General features: G+C 53.8%; 19 protein-coding genes and 2 pseudogenes. 12 read left to right on the top strand and 9 right to left on the bottom strand.

Going from position 1 to position 21,737, the window contains the following annotated elements:
• Positions 1-209 precede the first annotated feature (209 nt).
• From mltC to AU509_RS04785, 5 genes are all read right to left on the bottom strand, one after another.
• Positions 210-1,283: a membrane-bound lytic murein transglycosylase MltC gene (gene mltC, locus AU509_RS04805; RefSeq protein ID WP_094117852.1), complete on the bottom strand. Its 1,074-nt coding sequence runs from the start codon at positions 1,281-1,283 to the stop codon at positions 210-212.
• 54 nt (positions 1,284-1,337) lie between these two features.
• Positions 1,338-1,610: an oxidative damage protection protein gene (locus tag AU509_RS04800; RefSeq protein ID WP_085651512.1), complete on the bottom strand. Its 273-nt coding sequence runs from the start codon at positions 1,608-1,610 to the stop codon at positions 1,338-1,340.
• Between the two features lie 2 nt (positions 1,611-1,612).
• Positions 1,613-2,701 (bottom strand): A/G-specific adenine glycosylase, encoded by a 1,089-nt coding sequence (mutY, locus tag AU509_RS04795; protein ID WP_094117781.1) that lies wholly within the window; start codon positions 2,699-2,701, stop codon positions 1,613-1,615.
• Positions 2,702-2,966: 265 nt separating this feature from the next.
• Positions 2,967-3,437 (bottom strand): hypothetical protein, encoded by a 471-nt coding sequence (locus tag AU509_RS17925; protein WP_139824020.1) that lies wholly within the window; start codon positions 3,435-3,437, stop codon positions 2,967-2,969.
• 75 nt (positions 3,438-3,512) lie between these two features.
• Entirely contained in the window at positions 3,513-4,139 is a 627-nt protein-coding gene (locus AU509_RS04785; RefSeq protein WP_094117780.1) for a winged helix-turn-helix domain-containing protein, read from the bottom strand.
• 518 nt (positions 4,140-4,657) lie between these two features.
• Between AU509_RS04785 and AU509_RS18510 the strand changes: the two genes are divergently transcribed.
• From AU509_RS18510 to AU509_RS04735, 11 genes and pseudogenes are all read left to right on the top strand, one after another.
• Entirely contained in the window at positions 4,658-4,780 is a 123-nt protein-coding gene (locus tag AU509_RS18510) for a hypothetical protein (RefSeq protein ID WP_254901518.1), read from the top strand.
• A 13-nt stretch (positions 4,781-4,793) separates the two neighbouring features.
• Positions 4,794-5,333, top strand: coding sequence for a fimbrial protein (locus AU509_RS04780; protein WP_085651508.1), 540 nt, complete (start codon positions 4,794-4,796; stop codon positions 5,331-5,333).
• A 617-nt stretch (positions 5,334-5,950) separates the two neighbouring features.
• Positions 5,951-8,416, top strand: coding sequence for a fimbria/pilus outer membrane usher protein (locus AU509_RS04775; RefSeq protein WP_244201026.1), 2,466 nt, complete (start codon positions 5,951-5,953; stop codon positions 8,414-8,416).
• Positions 8,417-9,169 (top strand): fimbrial biogenesis chaperone, encoded by a 753-nt coding sequence (locus tag AU509_RS04770; RefSeq protein WP_085651506.1) that lies wholly within the window; start codon positions 8,417-8,419, stop codon positions 9,167-9,169. It abuts the gene before it with no gap.
• A gap of 171 nt (positions 9,170-9,340) precedes the next feature.
• Positions 9,341-10,378: a type 1 fimbrial protein gene (locus AU509_RS04765; protein ID WP_085651522.1), complete on the top strand. Its 1,038-nt coding sequence runs from the start codon at positions 9,341-9,343 to the stop codon at positions 10,376-10,378.
• Positions 10,379-10,388: 10 nt separating this feature from the next.
• Entirely contained in the window at positions 10,389-10,952 is a 564-nt protein-coding gene (locus AU509_RS04760) for a fimbrial protein (protein ID WP_162896342.1), read from the top strand.
• Positions 10,953-11,039: 87 nt separating this feature from the next.
• Positions 11,040-11,633 carry a hypothetical protein gene (locus AU509_RS04755; protein WP_085651504.1) on the top strand — a complete coding sequence of 198 codons (594 nt, stop codon included), beginning with the start codon at positions 11,040-11,042 and terminating at the stop codon, positions 11,631-11,633.
• A gap of 159 nt (positions 11,634-11,792) precedes the next feature.
• Positions 11,793-12,512 (top strand): tRNA (guanosine(46)-N7)-methyltransferase TrmB, encoded by a 720-nt coding sequence (gene trmB, locus AU509_RS04750; protein WP_085651503.1) that lies wholly within the window; start codon positions 11,793-11,795, stop codon positions 12,510-12,512.
• Positions 12,512-12,856 carry a YggL family protein gene (locus AU509_RS04745; RefSeq protein WP_085651502.1) on the top strand — a complete coding sequence of 115 codons (345 nt, stop codon included), beginning with the start codon at positions 12,512-12,514 and terminating at the stop codon, positions 12,854-12,856. The genes trmB and AU509_RS04745 overlap by 1 nt, the downstream gene beginning before the upstream one ends.
• Before the next feature lie 104 nt (positions 12,857-12,960).
• Positions 12,961-13,683, top strand: a complete 723-nt coding sequence (locus AU509_RS04740) for a YggN family protein (RefSeq protein ID WP_100053506.1) — start codon at positions 12,961-12,963, stop codon at positions 13,681-13,683.
• Positions 13,684-14,213: 530 nt separating this feature from the next.
• Positions 14,214-17,207: pseudogene (locus AU509_RS04735) on the top strand (autotransporter outer membrane beta-barrel domain-containing protein); the annotation flags it as partial.
• Between the two features lie 154 nt (positions 17,208-17,361).
• On the opposite strand, the pseudogene AU509_RS04725 reads toward AU509_RS04735, so the two are convergent.
• From AU509_RS04725 to mutH, 4 genes and pseudogenes are all read right to left on the bottom strand, one after another.
• Positions 17,362-18,401: pseudogene (locus tag AU509_RS04725) on the bottom strand (NADP(H)-dependent aldo-keto reductase).
• 118 nt (positions 18,402-18,519) lie between these two features.
• Entirely contained in the window at positions 18,520-18,738 is a 219-nt protein-coding gene (locus AU509_RS04720; protein ID WP_094117775.1) for a YgdI/YgdR family lipoprotein, read from the bottom strand.
• Between the two features lie 295 nt (positions 18,739-19,033).
• A complete protein-coding gene (locus AU509_RS04715; protein ID WP_094117774.1) occupies positions 19,034-19,750 on the bottom strand; it encodes a TerC family protein in 717 nt (238 codons plus the stop codon).
• Between the two features lie 80 nt (positions 19,751-19,830).
• The gene (gene mutH / locus AU509_RS04710) at positions 19,831-20,517 is read right to left on the bottom strand and encodes a DNA mismatch repair endonuclease MutH (protein ID WP_085651497.1); all 687 of its coding nucleotides are present in this window, start codon (positions 20,515-20,517) and stop codon (positions 19,831-19,833) included.
• A gap of 689 nt (positions 20,518-21,206) precedes the next feature.
• Between mutH and rppH the strand changes: the two genes are divergently transcribed.
• The gene (rppH, locus tag AU509_RS04705; protein ID WP_085651496.1) at positions 21,207-21,731 is read left to right on the top strand and encodes an RNA pyrophosphohydrolase; all 525 of its coding nucleotides are present in this window, start codon (positions 21,207-21,209) and stop codon (positions 21,729-21,731) included.
• Positions 21,732-21,737: the final 6 nt, after the last annotated feature.

Here is a 21,737-nt window from a genome sequence, read left to right as displayed (position 1 = left end):
TAGCTATTCCATAGTGAGAGCATAGCATTTGCTTATAAGCCGATTTCCTGCTGGTTCTGACGGTAAATTCGTCAGGGAGCCGGGTATATCTGTAGCACCATTAACCGTGACGAAAGCGGTGTGCCGCGATTTGACTCCTCAGAAACCGCATGGGAAGGCAACCTGCCGCAGAGAAGCCTCCGGCGGGGCCGGAGGCTCGTATCGCGTTATCAGCGACGATAGTTTCTCTGCGCCGAGTTCACCTTGTACAGATAGCGGCGAGACTCCTGAGAAGGGTGCCGCGTCGTCAGCGTCTGGTAGACATCGTTGGGAGACATGCCGTTAATGGCGCTCACCGCGGCGTCTTTGTCGCTGGAGAACACACGCAGCACGCTGCCAGCGCCGCCGTTATAGGCGGTGATAACGGCATAACGTTGTGACGTCGGGTTCTGGATACCCGCCAGATACACATTCTTCAGTATCGCCAGATAAGCCGCCCCGGTGTCGATATTGTTTTCCGGATCGAACAGATAGCTGCGGCTCGGCTGTCCCCATTTCCCTTTCATCTTGAAGACATCGCGTCCTGCGCTGTGCTGAACGACCTGCATCAGACCCAATGCGTCGGAATGGCTCACGGCGTAGGGGTTGAAGCTCGACTCGGTCTGCATGATCGCCAGGATCAAGGAAGGCTCGATGCCATAGCGATCTGCGGCTTTACGGACCAGCGGGAGATATTTGTGGGCACGCTTGTCCAGATGGTTAGGCACCAGCTGAATGGTGACGGTCCAGATCATGTGTACGCCTGAGGTACGGCGTTGCAGCTTGTTCTGGATCAGATAATCCGCAAAGCTGCTGGCGCGACCTTCCCAACGGATAGGCTCGCTGGTGTTGTCCAACACCTGGCCATACAGCAACGGCTCACGGCTAATCTGAATATCGTTGGCGTCGGAATACAGGTCGGTGTTACTGGCATCATCGCCCATCAACAGCGTCGTGACGATAGCCTGACGGAGGCTGGTTTCGTAGTTGGTCGGGTTGATGGTTTCGATTGTGATCGTACCGGCATCGAAGTTGACGTGGCTACGAGTCAGGTATTGGTCGGAATACTTAACGTAGTCCTTGGGGCCGGCGATCAACACTTCGTTGATGCCCCAGATGTTTTCGATGTTATTGGCGAATTGCCCCATCAAAATATCAAAGGCGTTGGTGTCTTTGATATAGGCTTCGGCATCCTCGCTGCCTTTGTTGCTGGAACAAGAGATCAGCAGCGGAGCGATGCACAGCAAAGCTAGCAGTTTCTTCATCATATCAGGCCGTGTCGGGAGCGTGAGTGATCAGGCCGTCTGGCCCCTGTACGATTACTGATCTTCCGGCGTGTAGCCGTCGATGTGCACATCCTTGCCTTCAAAGAGGAACTTTCTCATTTCTTCTTCCAGCAGCTTACGGTCTTCCACATTCATCATGCTGAGCTTTTTCTCGTTGATCAGCATCGTCTGCTTGGTTTGCCACTGGCCCCAGGCTTCCTTGGAGATTTCGTTATAAATGCGTTTTCCCAGCTCGCCTGGATACAGCTGAAAATCCTGACCTTCGGCCTCACGTTGTAAAAAAGTACAAAAAATCGTTCTGCTCATGCTTATTCCTCGTTATTGGGCGCGCAGACGTCGACGAAGACGGATTGCGACTGAGCCAACTGTTGCAGCAGGCGTTCTACCGGGGCCGCGAGCCCCACAGATGGCGGCTGGGCTAAGTTATACCAGAGACCGGCGCCTTCATCCATGCAGGCACTCTGGCTGGACATATCCAGCAACAGAGGGACGATATCCAGATGAAAGTGGCTGAAGGTATGTCGGAACGCGATACCTTGCTGCAGTCCGCTTTGCGACATCCCCCGCTGTTGCAGCCAGGCATGTGCTTCCTCTTGAGTAGCGAACTGGGGAAAACAGAATAATCCGCCCCACAGTCCTACGGCCGGACGCTGCTCCAGCCAGACGCGCTGTTGCTGCCGGACCATCACAAACCAGGCGCTTTTCTCCGGAATCGTCTGTTTGGGTTTCTTGCCCGGATAATCCGCCCAGTTGTGGTTAGCGTAGGCGATACACTGGGTGTTGAGCGGACAAAGTTCACATTTGGGGCGGCTGCGAGTACAGATCATCGCGCCCAAATCCATCATAGCCTGATTAAACGCGCCCACGCCTTCTGCTGGCGTAACGGTTTCGCTGATATTCCACAGGCGATTCTCCACCTCTTTTTTACCCGGCCAGCCGGAGACGGCGCAGCAGCGTGCGAGCACGCGCTTCACGTTGCCATCCAGAATCGGGTAGTGCTGGCCCTGAGCCAGAGACAGGATCGCGCCTGCGGTGGAACGGCCAATGCCCGGCAGCGCGACGATATCGTCGAATGTGGTGGGGAATACGCCGCCGTGCTGTTCCGTGATGACCTGTGCTGCTTTGTGCAGGTTTCGTGCCCGGGCATAGTAGCCAAGCCCGGTCCAGAGGTGCAGAACCTCATCCAGCGGCGCGGCGGCCAGAGCGCGTACGTCGGGGAAGCGGGCGATAAAACGCTGAAAGTAGGGGATAACAGTGGCGACCTGCGTCTGTTGCAGCATGACTTCGGACAGCCAGACCTGATAGGCCGTTTTATCTAGTTGCCAGGGCAGCGTTTTACGTCCGAAACGTTCGTACCACGCCAGCACCTGTTGCGCGAACTGTTGCGCTTGTATCATAAGGAAGGATCGCTATCTGGCAGGTGAAAATTGAAAGCGATTCCAGCACAGTGTGAATGTGCTGTAAACCCGAAGTTTCCTGAACGTGTTGCTTCTGCGCATCTCGTGCGCCGTGGTGTTTATGTTGTGACAAATCCGCTGCTGGCGTGGTCGACCAAGTACTTTCCAATGCACTAAAGCGCTGCGCCTGATTTTTCGATATGAGCGTACGGGGTTGGTAGGGAGTAAGCCGTGGCCGCAGGGGCGCGACCACGGGCTTGGGCCATTAACGCACGTTGCAGGCGAACGTGGGGCGAAAGGCGCTGACCAGATAGACTTTATCCGTCAGCATTTCGAAGCGGATGACCTCATTCTTACTATAAGGCGTGGCATTGTCGGGCGCGGTATCGGCCAAATTCTTAAACATGTTGGTGTTTTTCATAATGAGATAATTGCCATTCCAGCTGTAATCGAACGTGAGTGTACGTTCTAAAACATCCGCAGATTTGTCTACATCAATATAGATGCCGTGTAAGGCCATCGAACCTTTTCCTCTGGCCCCTAAATAGAAATTGATGATATAGCTTTTAACAATCGAATCCTGCCCATTTTTAATGGTGGAACTTATTTCTCCCCGACACATTAATGGTTTTTTGTAAACGTGGTAATAGTAATATAACGATGACAGAGTGACTACCAAGAGCAATATAGTCACCACTGTGATAGTCAAAGGAGTTCTAATTGTTGATGAAGACATGCGTTGAGCACCTTTTCCCTTTTTTTTTACAGGAAATAACAATAATTTCTTCTCTGGTCGCAATTTTAGGTATGATTATTTTTCTGGAAAAATAGTAAAGGTCGACATTATTTTTACAGAGATAATGATACTTTCCGGAAAACCTTCGCTGATCGTGTCATCATCCAGATAAAAAAACTGGCAGTTTACTATCTTAGCGTCTCTAAAAATTTCTCTGTATGGGAAGTCTGTCGATAAGATAAACCTAAAAAATAAAAGTAAGACCAGAGCAGTCCCGCCTACCACAAAGAAAAGTGGCTTTCTGTATTTTATTCGCTGAACGTCAGTGTGTTGAGGCGAAACTTCCACAACGGCGCTTTGCTGTGAGTCGTCACATGTCACCTCAATATCTAGCGTATTAAACATAATGCCGACTTTAGGTACTGTCATCAGTAGCTCGGCCAGATCATATTCACGCAGAGATTTTCTCAATAAAGAAATATAGTTGTTTAAGTTGTTCATGGAAGGTGCCAGAGCGTTTTTCTCCAGAACCTCCGTAAGCAGGTACTCTTTACTTAATGTCACTCCTGGATTAATAAGCAGCATTTTTAGAAGCTTTGCCACAGGTAGACTCAGAGATATGGCCTCTTCTGAGCGATTTACCCATGCTAAAGAGTTGTCTTTTTCTGTATAGACAACCGACTTATTAATTAAATAAACCATTTATAGATGCTCTATGGAGACATGAATTATAAAAAAGTCGATATGGTGAGGTGAAAAACAAAAAATCAGTCTAAAAATTTACCTGTTTATTGTCAAAGCGTATTTTTATCTACGGCAATGTCTATAACCCATGGCAGTAAATGTCTGCGCTTCCTTAGGGCTGGGTTTATAGCACATTAAAAAGATAAAAATAAATAAGTAACTTCCTATACTAGTGTGGGATGAATATATATAAATGTAAATCTATGTGGATTTGACCCCACTTTTTCTAATCAGACGATCTATTTATTCCCTGAGGCGCTATCGCCAAAATTATTCACACCGTAAAAAACGTAAACACAATGCTTTATCAGAATAAAAACCTATTAATTGTTAAATCACAAGAATAAAATCTAAATAAATATATACAAATCAATATAATTGTCTTGTGTTTTGGGCTGTGGTTAGATCGCCGCTCGTTCAACGCATGACGGTTTCATGGGATCTTTACATGCTGGATTGGCGTGGGAAAAGGCGAGATGGTGATGATGAATGCGCTGTCGCTGAACCACTCGATGAAAGATCCTGACATCAATGCATTGACCGGTCAGGGCGTACTTTTTGGCTGCCGCCAACAAGCACGTTTTCATCTATTGAATTAAATCGGGAATGAAAATGAAATTATCCAAAATTGCTTTGGCTACGATGATTGCTGTTACCTCTCTCACTGTCGTCAATGTGCAGGCAGCGGATAGCCACAATGGAAATGTGACCTTCAAAGGGAAAATTATTGATACGCCGTGCTCTGTCTCTCAGGATGATTTGGCTCAGACGATTGAGTTCGGTGAAATCAGCAAAACCGTGCTGAATAACGGTGGAACGTCGGTGATTAAACCTTTCGATATTACTTTAAGAGATTGTTCCATCGAAACTTCGACAACAGCAAATGTTGTATTCTCAGGAGGAACTGCTGCCGGCACAGATAATAAACTGCTGGCGCTGAATGGCGGTGCTAGCGGCGCTGGTATTGCGATTCAATACTCTGGTGAAAAAGTATCGTTTGACGGCACTACTGCCGCGGTGAGCAATTATAACCTGGTCAATGGCGATAATACGTTATCGTTCACTTCCTTTGTGCAGAAATTACCGTCTGTGACGGATGTGACGACCGGTAATTTTGAAAGTACGGCCAACTTCGTGATTTCCTACCAGTAAAATGAAACTATGGGAAAGGATTCCCTTTTAATATACATAAAGTAAACATTAGGAAAAGCATGTATTGTCAGCAGAATAAAGGCATGTGTACGGGATTATCCTTATTGAATTATGTCCATATTAAAATATGGCGCGCTAATAACAAAATAAAGTCGGCTGCAAGGAGTATTAGTCCATTGTGCGCCGTGGATATTAAAGAGGGGCGCGCTATAGGATATTTCCCCTTGTCGTAGAGTAATAGGTGGAAATAAATAATACGTGGTGATTGTCTGGCTAAAAATAATTCCTGTGAATTTACGAGGGAGTGCTCTATGGCCGTGATGTGTATTTATGAACCTATTGCAATATGGAATCGCGATCTGTTTCTTGGATGATATTAAGTGAATCCTTGATGGTCGGCGTGACTCTTTTATTTGGCGGTGTTTGCATCTGTTTTTTATGTCGTCGTCAGAAATGAAATTCAGAGATGCGGTGACGTGGGGAGTGTAATGATCTCTTATTTACCCCTTTTTCTTTCCTGAACAATGTTAACAATACACTGGTAACTATTGATGACGAATACGCAGGAAAAGAGAGTTATAAATAAACTGAATAGCACCTGTCGATACGGTCTGTTCATGGTTTGTTTTTTCTCCAATAATGCAAAAGCGACGGAATTCAATGCCAGCGTATTGGATATTGATGAACGTAATGAGATTGATCTAAGCCGCTTCGCTGATTCGGACTACGTCATTCCCGGCGACTATATGCTGACGATTAAGGTCAATAGCAAAATGATTGACCAGCGAAGAGTCAGCTACCTTGCGTCGGGCCCGGACGGTCGTCAATCACGCCTGTGTCTGGATGCGGAGACAGTCGGCAAACTGGCGCTAAAGCCGGAGGCCGCGGAGAACATTACGTGGTGGAATAACGGCCAGTGCGCGGATGTCTCTACCCTCAACGGAGTGAATGTTTCCAACCAGATTGGGATGGGAGAACTGAATATCTCCATCCCTCAGGCGTGGATGAAATACAGCAACAAAAATTGGACGCCGCCGGAGCAGTGGGACCCCGGTATCAACGGCGTCATGCTGGACTACAACCTGGTGGGCAACGTGCGTCGAGGCACCGGTAATGGCAGCTCCGCCCGTTATCTCAGCAGCTACGGCACGGCGGGGTTTAATCTCGGGGCATGGCGCTATCGTGCCGACTACCGGTATTACATGAATGCCGCGCGAGACAATCATCGTAAAGAGTTCTCCTGGGATCAGTTCTATGCCTTTCGACCGCTGCCGTTTATGTCGGCCGATGTCAGGCTGGGCGAGATGTATCTCAACACCAACCTCTTCGATAGCTTTCGGTTTATCGGCGCCAGTCTGATCAGCAATGAAAACATGCTACCGCCCTCGCTGCGTGGCTATGCGCCGGAGATTCGCGGCGTGGCCCGCTCCAATGCGACGGTCACCGTGATGCAAAACGGGCGCGTGATTCATGAAATCACCGTACCCGCGGGGCCGTTCTCTCTTCAGGATCTGAACAGTGGCGTGACCGGAACGCTGGACGTGCGAATCACGGAAGAAGACGGCTCCGTGACGACGTTCAAAACCGAAGCCGCCAGCCTCCCTTATCTGACTCGGCCGGGGCAAATCCAATACAAGCTGTCGGCCGGCCGCCCGTCGGACAGTCAGCGCCACCAGGAAAATTTGACGTTTTCCTCCAGCGAGTTTTCCTGGGGGATGAGCAATGCCTGGTCGTTATATGGCGGTACCACGTTGTCCAACGGCTATCAGTCCGGGTCTGTGGGATTGGGGCGAAACCTGTACCTGCTGGGGGCGGTGTCGGCGGATATCACCCAGTCTCGCGCCAGTTTGCCGAATATCCCGTTGCAGAATGGGCGCTCCTTTTCTGTGAACTGGTCGAAGCGCTTCGACTCCATCGACGGACAGGTGAACTTCGCCGGATACCGTTTCTCTGAAAAGACCTTCATGGGGATGTCTCAGTATCTCTATGCGTTGAATAACAACGGAAGCGACTATCACAACGAAAAAGAGCGTTACGTCATTACCTTATCGAAAAATTTCGATAGCGAAAGGCAGTGGTTGAACGGCCTGTCTACGTATCTGAGTTACACCCAGCAAACCTTCTGGAATGAGCGGCAGCAGCACCGTTACGGCATCTCCCTGAACACCTATCTCGATTTGGGGCCGCTTAAAGGGGTCTCCGCCGGAGTCTCTGCGTGGCGCTCGCTCTACAACGCGAATACCGACGATAGCATCTATCTCAATCTCTCCATCCCGCTGCGCGACCGGGAACGCGTCGGATACGGCTTAGGCAGCTATGGCGGGAAGATGACCCAAACGCTGACCTACAGCAATCAGCAGGATCAAAACCGAAGCTGGAATTTGAGCACGCGCTACGACGCCGCCAGCAAAGGCTACGTCAGCGGGACCTACAACTACGCCGCGTCGGCAACCAACGCCAGCATGGGGCTGTCCTGGCAGCAAGACGGTTACACCTACGTTAACGGCTCCCTGCGCGGGGGGATCACGGCGACGCGTCATGGCGTCGCCGCCCATCAGAAGGGGGTTAACGGCGGAACGCGTGTGATGGTGGACGCCAATGGCGTGCCGGGCGTGCCGTTCTCCAACGGCAGTGTGGTGACCAACGCTGATGGACTGGCGGTGATTGCCGGGACCAGCAGCTACTTCGATGTCTCGACGCGCGTCGACGTTCAGCATCTGCCAGACGACGTCGAGGCGTTGACAACTATTGTGCAGGGCACGCTCACCGAGGGCGCCATCGGGTACCGCAAATTCGAGATCGTCAGCGGCAATAAGGTGCTTGGCACATTGAGGCTGCCAGACGGACGTTATCCCCCGTTTGCGGCGACGGTGACGAACGCCAGCGGACGGGAGGTGGCCATGGTGACAGAGGAAGGACAGGTCTATCTCACCGGCGTCGCGCCAAATGAAACATTGACGGCGCGCTGGGACGGCGAAGCGCAGTGCCGGATGACCTTGCCTCGAACCTTAACCGGCCTGGCGTCCCTGCTGCTGCCTTGCCTGCCATTGCCCCCAACCAATGCAACAACTGGAGAAGAGTAAATGAACCAACATCGTCATTTCAGGATGCCTGCCGTATTGCTGGCGTGCATCGTGACGTTTTCGCCGACCTTGCAGGCGGCGATCAACCTTGACCGAACGCGGGTGGTCTACGACGGGGCGGAGCAAACCACCACCGTCACGCTGACGAACGAGAACGGATCCCTCCCTTTTTTGGCGCAAAGTTGGCTGACCGATAGCGAACACCGCAAAATTTCGGCCCCGCTGATGGTGCTGCCGCCGCTGCAGCGGATCGAGGCGGGCGGGCGCACCCTGATCCGTCTGGTGAAAACGTCGGGGATCGATCAACTGCCGCAGGATCGGGAGTCTCTGTTTTATCTGAATGTGCGGGAAATCCCGCCCAAACCGGAGAAGGCGAACGTTCTGCAGATTGCCGTGCAGTCAGAGATCAAAGTGTTTTATCGACCAAAAAGCATCAAACCGGTGAAAGACGACGTTTGGCAACGCCGACTTAAAATCCGCAAGTCCGGTCAGCAGTTCGTGGTGGAGAATCCCACGCCGTATTACATCACCGTCAGCAATATTCAGCTCCGTTCAGGAGAGAAGGGGTCCTCCTCTCTGCTGAAGGATCGGGCTTTTATGATTGCGCCGAAGTCCTCCGTCAACGTCGACGTTAAAGACCCGTCGGTGCAGGCGTTCTCGCTGTACTACGTCAATGATTTCGGCGGTCATCCGGAGCTGCGTTTTGCCTGTCAGCAGGCGACCTGTGCCGTGGTCGACAAGCCCGCTCGCTGAAACAGGAAATGAAGATGACGACCGCATGATGCGGGGCGCTACGGACGCGGAGCACATGACCTTAGCACCGTGTCGCGGACCAAACCGCCGGGATGTCGCGCTACGGCGCATCTCGTTGCTGAAACCCGCAGACACGGAGACGTCGGCGACCACATCGAAAAAGGGGAGAGTATGTCCAGAGTAGTGACCTCAGGCGCACGGCGTTGCCTGCCGTGGTTCTGCGGCGGCGTGTTGGCCATGCTGGCCGTTGACGCCTCCGCGTTGGAATGCCGCAAAGATACGGTAAACGGGCCGGTTTCCGACAGCGAGGATATCGGCGCGCTGAAAATCCCTTCCACGCTGCCGGTGGGCAGTCGGCTGTGGACGTCGAAAACCTACAGCCGCAATCTGGCCTGCTGGGCTTACAAAAATGTGAAGCCCAATGGCGAATACGCCTACTTCTACCCCAACCCGGGCGGAGAAGTGGTGGGCGCCGGGATCGGCATTGGGATCATCTACAACGGTCAGGATCTGGGGATCGTCTCGGGCGGCGGGGGGAGCGGCTCGCGGGTGTCGACAGGAAAATTTATCGCGCCGGGACCGTCAGGTTCCGCTCCGCCAAAAAATCCGACCATGATGCCCACCTCGGTGCAGCTGTATCTGGAAAAAATCGGCAATATCAGCAACAACGGCTCGGGCACGGATTCTCTCAGCGTATTTCAGGTCGATGGCGAACTGGGCATCAACAATAAGCCTGATAGTAACTATGTTTTCCGGCTGTCCGGGCTGAGAAATATTGAGGTGATTCAGTGTTCGGCCAACGTCATTGTGTCGCCCAACAGCTATATCGATTTCGGCACGGTGCAGGCGTGGAGCAGCGCTTCCGCAGGCGTCGTGGCGCAGCAGGATTTCCAAATCAGCGCCTCGACCGACGGCGGCGAGGATTGTGGCAAAGGCTTCGACCTCACCGTCAACTTCGACGCGGCTTCCAGAAACAACGTTCTGGCCAGCGCTGACGGGATGGATATGGGAAATGGCTCGATGCTGAAAATCGAAGACGGCTCGACCGGCAACAACATCGTCTACAACCAGTTCATTGGCTTCATCAATGGGCTGACATCAGCCAGCGGCACGGTGGAAAAGCAATACACCGCCAGACTATACGCGTCAGATGCGGCAGTCCCCGGCGATGTCGAGAAATTCATCGTCTTACGTTTCAACTATGACTAAGGCGGGGACGATGACGACAAGACGCCGAACCGCGATTCGTCGGGCCGTGCATGGCGTGCTGTGGGCACACCTGATGTCGCTGCCCGCGAGCGCCGCCACTTCCGGTAGCGGGAATGCTCAGGACTATGTCTATGACGTGGGGTTCCATGTGCGGGTCGTGGATTCGCCGTGTGTGTTGAGCTCAGACTCAGAAAATATCGATGTAGACATGGGCGAAGAATCGACGCGGACCTTACAGACCAACCAGGCTGGCGAGTGGCGTGATTTTACGATCGCGCTGACCCAGTGCAGCACGGAAACCCTGAAGGATGTGGTGGTGAGTTTTTCCGGAAAGGAGAACACCGCGCTGGCGGGGCGGCTGGCGATCGACTCCGGCTCGGTCGCCAAGGGCGTTGCCATCGGCATTTATCGGGCCGACCAACTGCTTCCGCTCAATGGCAAAACGGGCCAGATCCCTTTGTTTGACGGCGATAACCGTCTGGATTTTCGCGCCCGTCTGGAAACGGTCAGCGTTGAATCATTAGCCGCCGGCAGCTACAGCGCAACCGCACATTTCACGCTGAGTTATCAATAAGCGCACCGTTATTTATCCACAGTCGTCCGGGCTGATTGCGTGTCCGGCGATGAGTCTGCACATACTTGGGAAAAGGGGATGAGTCAGATGAAATTATTCTTGGTAACGTCATGCTATTTGTACTATCCCGCAGTCCAGCACGCGTTGAGCGCATATAGACGACCGCAGGACTACCGACTGGATTACTTACTGCTGAAAGCGGGAGACGAGGCCATTACCGAGATACCAGACTGGCCACACGTCGATCGCCTGATTTTCCTTTTACAGGATGTGGGCGATCTGGTTCGTTTCTTGCGTTTTGCTTCCGATATCAGCAATACCCTGTATATGAATAAAGATCGGCTACTGATCATCGGTAGAGGCAACCTCCTAAAGCTATTGTCGATGTGCTACCACAATATCGACTCGGTGCTGTTCCCGCTAGACGGTTGCTCAATGCATCAGCTTGGCGTCTTTCTCAATGAGCGCGTTCATCTGGCGAAGGGCTGTGAGCGGGAACGAATTAAGTCGCGGCTAGCTCGGGGACAAATGTGGGGATTTATCAGTCTGCTTTCCGGTCGCGGCGCCAGATATGAAGCGCAAGAAACGAATAAAAGCGTCAAGACCCTTTATGCCCAGCGGCAAAAGTCGCTGATCAAACTGAATTGCTGCAAACATCGCGATATCTACCCATTACTCTAAGCGTTAAGCGCACACCGAAGCGGCGCGGGCCGGTCAGCGCCCGTCGCCTCGCTCTCCCCGCAAGGCCGAAATGCACCGTCGGCAGATAGGAAAGAATTTTTCATAGGTATCCATTATACTGCGCGCTTGTTTCATAACCCCTGACAACGTGTAAGCACTATGAGCAATAACGTCATCTCTCCGGAATTTGATGAAAATGGTCGTCCTTTGCGGCGTATTCGCAGTTTCGTTCGTCGCCAGGGGCGATTGACCAAAGGGCAACAACAGGCGCTGGACAACTTATGGCCGGTCATGGGCGTGGAGTATCAGGACCACGCGCTGGACTTTACCGCGTTGTTCGGACGCGATGCGCCGGTGGTGCTGGAAATCGGTTTCGGCATGGGCGCTTCGCTGGTCACCATGGCGGAACAGAACCCGGAACAAAATTTCCTGGGCATCGAAGTGCATCTGCCTGGCGTAGGCGCCTGTCTGGCGTCCGCTCAGGAAGCCGGGATCGATAACCTGCGGGTCATGTGCCACGATGCGGTGGATGTCCTGGATAACATGATCCCCGCTGGATCGCTGTCCATGGTACAGCTGTTCTTCCCGGATCCGTGGCACAAGGCCCGGCACAACAAGCGGCGCATCGTTCAGCCGCCGTTTGCCGAGCTGGTGCGCAGTAAACTGAACATCGGCGGTGTGTTCCATATGGCGACCGACTGGGAACCTTATGCGGAGCACATGCTCGAAGTGATGGGGGCGCTTGACGGTTATCGCAACCTGTCTGACAGCCAGGACTATGTACCGCGTCCGGCGTCACGCCCGTTAACGAAATTTGAAGCCCGTGGCCAGCGTTTAGGTCATGGTGTTTGGGATCTCATGTTTGAGAGGAAAGAGTAATGGCGATTAATCGCAGCCGACGTTTACGTAAAAAGTTACACATTGAAGAATTCAAAGAACTGGGTTTCTCCGTTAGCTTCCGTTTCGCGGAAGGGACATCGGTAGACGCTATCGACGGGCTGCTGGATCGCTTTGTTGACGATGTTATCGAACCTCGCGGCCTAGCGTTTGAAGGCAGCGGCTACCTGCAGTGGCAGGGACTGGTTTGCCAGCAGAAACTGGGCAATTGCACGGACGAACACCGTCAGCTGGTCAAAGAGTGGCTGGAGTCACAGCAGTTGAGCGACGTGACCGTCAGCGACCTGTTCGACATCTGGTGGGATCTGCCGCCGAACCTTGGCTAAAGCGGAAGCGCGTGGCGGCAGGCCGACGGTTTTCACCTTCGTTCCTGCGCCTTTACTGCTATCGTTGAGGCGCCTGTTGGGCGCCCTTTTTTTCAGGAGTCACTATGTTGTTGCGTAATCTCGTCTTTGGTGCACTGATTCTTTTTACCTGGCAGGCGCAGGCGGAGTACCAATGCCCGGTCCAGCCGCAGGATGACATTATCATCACTCCGCAAAGCGTGAAGGTGGTGGGCGCCAGCGGTAACCTACAATTCTCGCCGGAAGGAAACGTGGTCAAAGATAACCGCGAACTGACCCTGACGTCGGAACAGCGGCGGCAGGCCAGAGAATATCAGGCAGAGTTGCGTGAGCAATTGCCGTGGATAGATGCGGGCGCGCAACAACATCTGGAAAAGGCGCGTCAGTCGCTGGATAAGGTTATCGTTCAGCAGCTCGGCAGCGACAGCAACGTCCGTGGTCGTCTGACGACGCTCAACACCCAGCTCAAACAGCAGATGAACCGCATCATTGAGCACCGTCCTGACGGGTTGGCTTTCCACCATCAGGCCATTAAGCAGGTTGAGCAGGATGGTCGCCAGATTGTGCAGCAGACGCTGGGCGGCGTGTTGCAGGACAGCCTGAATGAGATGGGCGTCAAACAGATGGCGAACGGCGGCGGCGGTAATCCGTTGCAGGCCGTAATGGGCAATCTGGGCGGCTTGCAGCAGGCGATTCAAACGGAGTGGAACAATCAGGAAATGGATTTTCAGCGCTTCGGACGCGACGTCTGTCAGCGAGTGACCGGTCTGGAAGAACAGCGTAAAACGCTACTCAAGACCCTGCCTTAACGGGCACAAGACGACGGGGCTGCGCGCCCCGTTTCTTTTTTTCGTTCACTCACCCTCGGCTTGCCTCTCGGGCTTTATCGTCTGACTCTCTTGAGCTCTTTGCCTTTTCCGCCGTGTAAAACGCGTTATATGTCTTATCCAATACTGTAAGGATTACGTAAAGAAAGTATCTTGTTCTCGTTATTGGATGCCCGCACCTCACCTATAATGGCCACAGCAGCGACGAGATTGCATGGATGCAGCGGTAGTGTGAAAGGCGTTTTCGTTTGTCGCGGGCACATCGCATCATTGCCTCGCGTAACCTGACTCATTCCTCTGGCTCACCCCGGTTCCTGCGCCACTTTCTTCACCGAGAAGGAAGTCGTGCGTGACCCGCATTTCGTACAACGTCATTTCTGTTTTTTACGGCAACCCGCTGGCTGCTTGCCCCACTCAAGGTGGGAAAGTCAGGGGGGAATGCCATGTGAACTGCGCGCTCGGCGTTAATACGCGGCGTCACCATAACGTCAACGTTTCACAGGGAGCTGTCTATGAAGGGAACTCGTAACCCGCATCGTGCGGGCGGTACGGATAAACATCGCCGCAGGCTGACGCCGCTGGCCTGTCTGATCATCACGTCATTAATGCAGCCCGCGTTTTCCGCCAGTGCGGCGAGCGCCGACGACTTTCGCACTCGTGAGTACCAATACAATGGCCGCGCGTTAGATGCGATGTTTGCGGCGGAAGCCTACTCGCTGGGGTATAGCGGCGCAGGCGCGACGGTGGGCATCATCGACAGTCAATCCGACTTGAGCGGCCCCGAGTTCCAAGGGCGCGTGGCAGAGGGCACGCAGTGGATATCCACGCCGAATCAGTACAACCGACACGGCTACGAAGTCGCGGGCGTGGTAGGGGCGGCCAAAAATGACGTCGGCATACACGGTCTCGCCTATAACGCCAATATTTTGTCTCTGGGCGTCGACTTAACGACATCAAGTGTCGCGAACGCGCTGGCGACCATGGCGCTGTACCCCGAAGCAAAAATCGTCAACAACAGCTGGGGCTTCAATATTTATCCTGATGAACTGTTTTCCTACGATGCGGACGTTCAAAGCGAACTGTACGACACCTGGATACCGGGATTCAGCGAACTGACGACGCGAAACGCGGAGCAGGGACAGCTGCTGGTTTTCTCTGCCGGTAATGAGGGGCATCTGACGCCGACCCTGCTGTCGGCGTTGCCTACCGTGCTGGATATGACGGGGTATGAGAACAAGATTGCCAACAACTGGCTCAGCGTCATGTCTTTCGACTCGAGGCAGCCGACGACCAGCCCTGCGTTTATCGCGTCGTTCAGTAATCTGGCGCAGGGGGCCACGGAATACAGTCTGCTGGCGCCGGGCGTCGATATTTACACGACTTACGATCAGACCTATTACTCCTCGCTCAGCGGAACCTCGTTTTCCTCCCCCTATGTGGCGGCTGTGGGCGCGTTGGTCAGCGAAGCTTTCCCCTATTTGTCAGGCAAACAGATAGCCGATGTGCTGCTGTCGACCGCAACGCCGCTCAGCGGCGCGCAGCTGCCACGGGCCGTGGTGTTGGCGCGCAATAACGTCGACAGCGCCCTCAACATGACGGGCGTGGAAATCAAAGTCTATGCGGCGGCGAGCGGCATCACATTCAGCGACGCGGAAATGACCGCGCTGGTGAGCTCCCTCAAGGGCAACAATCCGTTCTACAGCATGAGCGATGAAGCGGTGCGGGCCGCCATTCTGAACGCGTCTTCCGACAGCAATATGACGCTGATGTCGCAGGAGGATTACCAGGCGCTGTTCGGTCAGGGGATCGTCAACGCTTATAAAGCGGTGCAGGGACCGGGAAAACTGGACGGTAAGAGGCTGACCGACGGCGACCTGAGTTCTGACACATTTGGCGGACGTTACGCGCTGTACAGCGTTGATACGCAGGGGATTGACAGCACCTGGAGCAATGACATCGCTCAGGTGCGTAACTCTCATGCCAGCAGTGCGCTGTTCGACTTGGACGTCGGTTTACGTAAACAGGGGGATGGCACGCTGTACCTGACGGGCGTTGACACCTATCGCGGCCCGACCGTTGTGGAGGGCGGAAGGCTGGTCGTGGCGAAAAGCGCTGGCGGCAGCGGCAGTCTGGCGGGGGATGTCTGGGTCATGTCGAGCGCGGTGCTGGGCGGGCACGGTCACATCGGCGGCTCTGTCATTATTGACTCGGGCGGCACGTTGGCCCCCGGGACTTCCGTCGGTACGCTCACCGTCGGCAACGTTCGTTTCACGCCGGGATCGATCTACGAATTCGAGATTGATGCGCAAGGGCAGTCGGATCAGCTTGTCGTCGAGAAAAACGCCACTCTGGCAGGTACTGTGCGAGTTATCAGTTTTCGTCGCAGCACGCTCGGCACTCGCTATCGGCTGCTTGATGCCAGCGGCACGGTATCCGGTCGATTTGATGCGTTGGAGCTTGGCGGCAACGGGGAAACGCCCTTGTTTCTGACTGACGTTTTAGGTTATGGCGACCACGGCGCGTGGCTTGAAACGGTACGCAACAGCTTACAGTTCAGCGAGGTTGCGGCAACGGCTAATCAGCAGGCGGCGGCGAATGCGCTCGACAGCCTGAAGGGCGGGGTGGCGTATAGCGCCATAGCGAATGTCAGATCGGCCGATGCGGCGCGCGATGCTTTCGACAACCTCAGCGGCGAGTTCTATGCGGCTTCACGCTCAGCCATGATCCAGCGGAGTCAGAATGTGCGCGATGCGCTCAACGGCGCGATGCGCTCCCGTCACGAAGATCCACTTTGGCTGACGACCTGGTCCAACGACGGGAAATTATCCGGTCAACAGGATGAGGCGGCGGTGGACCATCAGGGTTACGGCTTCCTGCTGGGCGGTGATGCTCAGTGGGGTGAGTCGAGCGCTTTGGGGATCGCCGTCGGCAGCGAAAAGAGTCGAATCAGCGTGAGCGATAGAGCGTCTCGCGCCGATGTCACCGCCTATCACGCGGCGCTCTATCTGAATGGCGAGCTGGCGGGAATGGATTGGCGCACCGGTCTTAACTACAGCTATCTGGATTTGTCGAGTCAGCGCACGCTCCGCGTACCCGGTCTGGAGGGCAAGGCTCGCGCCAATTATCAAGCCCATCTGGCGCAGGGCTTTATCGAGAGCAGTCGGCGTTTTTCCGTCACGCAGGACGTGGGGGTAGAGCCTATGCCAACGCGGCTTACGTCTGGCTACAAACGCCGGGCGCTCGGGAGTCCGGCAGCGAGGCGGCGTTGGGGTGGACTACGCAAAATACCGCTTCCGCGTTTTCAACGCTGGGACTGCGCGGCGATATGCATTTCACCGCGCTGCTGCCGCTGTCGCTATACGGTGATATCGGGTATCAGCATCGACTGAGCGAACGGGAGCGCGCGGCGCGGCTGCATTTCACGCGTGGGGGCGACGATTTTAACGTTGACGGGATGGCGACGCCGAAAAATGCCGTATTGATTCAAGCCGGGTTAGCGGCGGAACTGAGTCAGCATGCCCGTTTGTCTTTGGGGTATCAGGGGATGCATGGCAGCAAAGTCCGCGATGATGGCGTACGTATGCAGGTCAGCGTGGCGTTTTAAGCGGGTGTTCGGGTCAATAACAGGGCCGAGGTGGCCCTGTTACGATGCAAAAAAAGTTATGGCGCTGGAAAGGTGAAGCGCTGGTGGATGGCTTCCAACTCGTTCAACACCTCTTCATCCAGCGTGACCGTCAGACTCTCCAGATTGGTACGTAGCTGTTCGAGAGAGGTGGCGCCCAGCAACGTGGTGGCGACGAACGGCTGTTGTCGGACAAACGCCAACGCCATTTGCGCCGGGTCAAGCCCATGTCGCTGCGCCAGCGCGACATATTCTGCGATAGCCTGCTCGATATAAGGTCCGTTGTAGCGGGTGAAACGGCTGAACAAGGTGTTCCGCGCGCCCGCTGGCTTAGCGCCGTTGAGGTATTTACCGGTCAGCGTACCGAACGCCAGCGCGGAGTAAGCCAGCAGCTCTACCCCTTCATGCTGGCTGATTTCGGCCAGACCGACTTCAAAACTGCGGTTGAGCAGGCTGTACGGGTTTTGGATAGAGACGATGCGCGGCAAGTCGTGTTTTTCCGCCAGTTGCAGGTAGCGCATCACGCCCCACGGCGTTTCGTTGGAGACGCCGATGTAGCGAATTTTCCCTGCCCGGACCTGCTCGTTAAGCGCTTCCAGCGTTTCCAGCAGCGTGACCACCGGTTTATCGTCGGTATAGCGGTAGTTCAGTTTGCCGAAGAAATTGCTTTGGCGCTGCGGCCAGTGCAGCTGGTACAGGTCGATATAGTCGGTGTTCAGCCGAGTCAGGCTGTCGTTGAGGCTTCACGGATATTCTTGCGATCCAGCGCCTGCTGAGGACGAATGTTGTGATCGCTGCCGCGTACCGGGCCGCTGACTTTCGAGGCAATGATCAGTTTTTCGCGACCGCCGCGCTGTTTCAACCACGAGCCGATGTAGCTTTCGGTCAGCCCCTGCGTTTCCGGGCGCGGAGGAACCGGATAAAGTTCGGCGGTATCAATCAGGTTAACCCCGGCTGCAATGGCGTGATCCAGCTGGGCGTGAGCGTCGGCTTCACTGTTTTGTTCACCAAAGGTCATGGTGCCCAGTCCCAGCTCGCTGACTTCTAGAGCAGTATGAGGGATACGATGATATTGCATTGTGCCAGCTTCCTTTTTATTTGAAGAGGAACCGGTGCGTTTGAAAGCACCTTCAATTGACTATAAACCAAGCCTCGTCAAGGGGGAAAGCCTCTTGGCGCATCATCGTCATTCCGCCTCAGCGTTCGACGACCTGCGAAATGTCATTGTTGTCGATCGCATGCTTGTGCCCGTCTTCATCCGTAAAGATCATCAGGCCGGTGCTTTCATCCACCTGAGGTTTGCCTTCGGTCAGCAGGACCTGACCCTCTTTGGTCGCGACGACATAATGGCTGGAGCAGCCGGCGAGCAGAGTGATGACGCTGAGCGCCACAAGCGTTTTCATAACTGAGTGCATAGGGGTTACCTGAGGTTGGCCGCAATAATTCTGAAAATTCAAGGCAAGTTTAGCAAAGGAAGTCACAGGTTATATTCAGATTCATGGAAAGAAGCGGTGGGCAAAATGTAAAAAAATTAGTCGGCGATGGGCGGCATGGACGGCGTCAGACCAACGATCTCGCAGGGGACTTTTTACGTACAGCGCGGCAAAGGTTATCCCTTCATCGGTTTGCCTTGAAAAATGCCTCCGCAGCGAGCCGGAGGCATTATGTTTTATCGTTCTTTCGCGTGAAAAACCTCTGGCGAGGCGGGCATTACTTTTGCAGTGCCGCTTTCTTACCGCGTAGCAGGTTGAGGGTTTCCACCATCATGGAGAAGAACATGGCGAAGTAGATGTAGCCCTTCGGTACATGAATATCCACGCTCTCAAGAATCAAGGTGAAGCCCACCAGGATCAGGAAGGCCAGCGCCAGCATTTTGACTGACGGATGACGTTCGACAAACTCGCCGATAGGGCGGGCGGACAGCATCATTACGCCGACGGCGATGACGACGGCGGCCATCATGATAAACAGGTGATCGGACAGGCCGACGGCGGTGATAACCGAGTCAAGACTGAAAATGATATCGAGCAGCATGATTTGCACAATGGCGCCGAAGAAGGAGTGCACCTTGGAATCATGTTCTGCCGAGCTTCCATCAATGGTTTCATGGATCTCTTTGCCGGATTTCCAGATAAGGAACAGACCCCCGAAGAACAAGATGAGGTCGCGGACGGAAATGGCCTGATCCATAACGTAGAACAGCGGGTTGGTCAGTTTTATCACCCACGCGATGGAGGCGAGCAGCCCCAGGCGCATCAACATCGCGCCCAGCAAACCGATACGGCGGGCTTTGTTCTGATGGTGTTTGGGCAGTTTGGCGACAACCAGAGACAGGAAAATAATGTTGTCGATGCCGAGAACGATTTCCAGGATGGTAAGTGTGCCCAGCGCCAGCCAGGCATTGGGATCCGCAATCCAATCAAACATTGTATCAATGCACCTTAAATGAAACGTAAACGATAATTATACTCTGCTATTTGTAGCGGCAGGCAAGGAAAGAGTGGTCATTAAAGCAGAAAGTGGCGAGCGAGCAGAGGGCCGGTAAAGGTTTTTTTAAGATAAAAACCACGCGGCAGCGTCATGATCGGCTGTCCGTGTTCACCCACCGCTTCGGTCAGGGCGCGGCTGTTCGCGGCTTTGGGCCGCAGCTGCAGTACTTCGCCGTGACGGGCCGTGATGCTCTCCACCTTGCCGAGTACGATCAAATCCATCAGTTCTTCCCAATCCTGACGCAGCTGCTCCTCTTCTTCCGGACTGGGGCTCCACAGCAGCGGTGCGCCGATGCGCCGCTCGCCCAAGGGGATTTGCCTGCCGCCTTCCACCGGCATCCACAGAACCCGGGTCAGTTTATGGCGAACATGGCAGCGCTCCCAGGTGACGCCGCTGTTGCCCGTTAACGGCGCGACGCAAACAAAGGTGGTCTCCAGCGGCCGTCCCTGTTCGTCGATAGGGATCGTTTTCAGCTCGACGCCGAGACCGGGAAAATCTTGTTCCGGTTTGCTGCCCGCGCTGGCGCCCAGAAAACGCTCGAGCAAAATGCCGGTCCACCCTTTATCCCGCTTCAGATTTTCCGGCAACGGCAGTTCAGCGATCGCGGCCAGCTCAGCCAGATTATATCCGGCGAGGGACTGGGCGCGCTGTAACAACGTCAGCTCGTCAGAAGGCGGATCGCGATGGAGAGAAGGGGTGTTCATAAGTCTCCCGGGTTGTATAAAAAAAGCACAGCTCCCGTTGGGGGATAGTTTTCAGTCATCCCATTCACGAGATGAAATTAATAATAGCATGATTACCCTGTGGTTTTTTCTGTGTGGCGTCGCGCTCGTTAACGGGCGAAATGACTTGTTCACGATAAGCCACCGGGAATGAACAGGATTTTACACCATGTTATCCACAGATTTTTGGGATAACCGGGATAATTCTGGAGCACTGTTTCCATTTACAGCCTTGACGAGGGGTTTTTTTGCTGGTTTAGCTGGTTTTTTGGCATAAATCAGGAGGGGGATTGTGGATAAGCTCTCAGTAGTGCGATCTTTCGCCACTTTGGAAAAGGCCGAATTCTGCGCAATGTTTTCGATGGGGGAAAAACGGTAGAAAAGTCACTTAACTCTATTAATTTAAAGCATTATTTTTACGGTTATAGATGGGCGTACGAAACCTTGAAAACCGGTTTGCGCACTTTCTTCATGATGTTCTTCACAAAGATGTCCACAGAAAAAGTGAATAAACCGGTGATATTAGCCGGGTAATGTTTATAACTTTGATTCTATCTGTGGGTTATCGGCGTCTTATTATAAAGAAGACGATGATAAGCAGGAGTTTACCGCCTGGCGGGAGTGTGAAACAATCAGGTTATCTTAGCATTTCAGTTTATCGAGGTAGTCCGGTGATCGATGATGATGGCTACCGCCCGAATGTGGGTATTGTAATTTGTAATCGGCAGGGGCAGGTGCTGTGGGCTCGCCGCTACGGCCAGCACTCCTGGCAGTTTCCACAGGGGGGGATCAACCCTGGTGAAACGGCGGAACAAGCCATGTACCGTGAGCTATATGAGGAAGTCGGACTGCGTAAAAAGGATGTGCGTATTCTGGCTTTAACTCGCAGCTGGTTACGCTATAAATTGCCAAAACGTTTGGTGCGTTGGGACACAAAACCCGTCTGTATCGGCCAAAAGCAAAAATGGTTTCTGTTGCAGTTAATGTGCAATGAGTCAGAGATCAACATGCAAAGCAGCGGCACGCCGGAATTCGACGGCTGGCGCTGGGTTAGCTTTTGGTATCCGGTGCGACAGGTCGTTTCCTTTAAACGCGACGTCTATCGGCGGGTCATGAAGGAGTTTATCTCCTCGGTTATTCAATTACAGGAGAATTCGGCCCGGTCGCCATCCAGTCCCCGACGGAAGAGAGGATAATTCAGC

The sequence above is a fragment of the Lonsdalea britannica genome, from assembly GCF_002111595.1.
Classification (GTDB): domain Bacteria; phylum Pseudomonadota; class Gammaproteobacteria; order Enterobacterales; family Enterobacteriaceae; genus Lonsdalea; species Lonsdalea britannica.
Note: the sequence above shows the minus strand (reverse complement) of the source record. Positions and strands in the feature narration are given on the sequence as shown.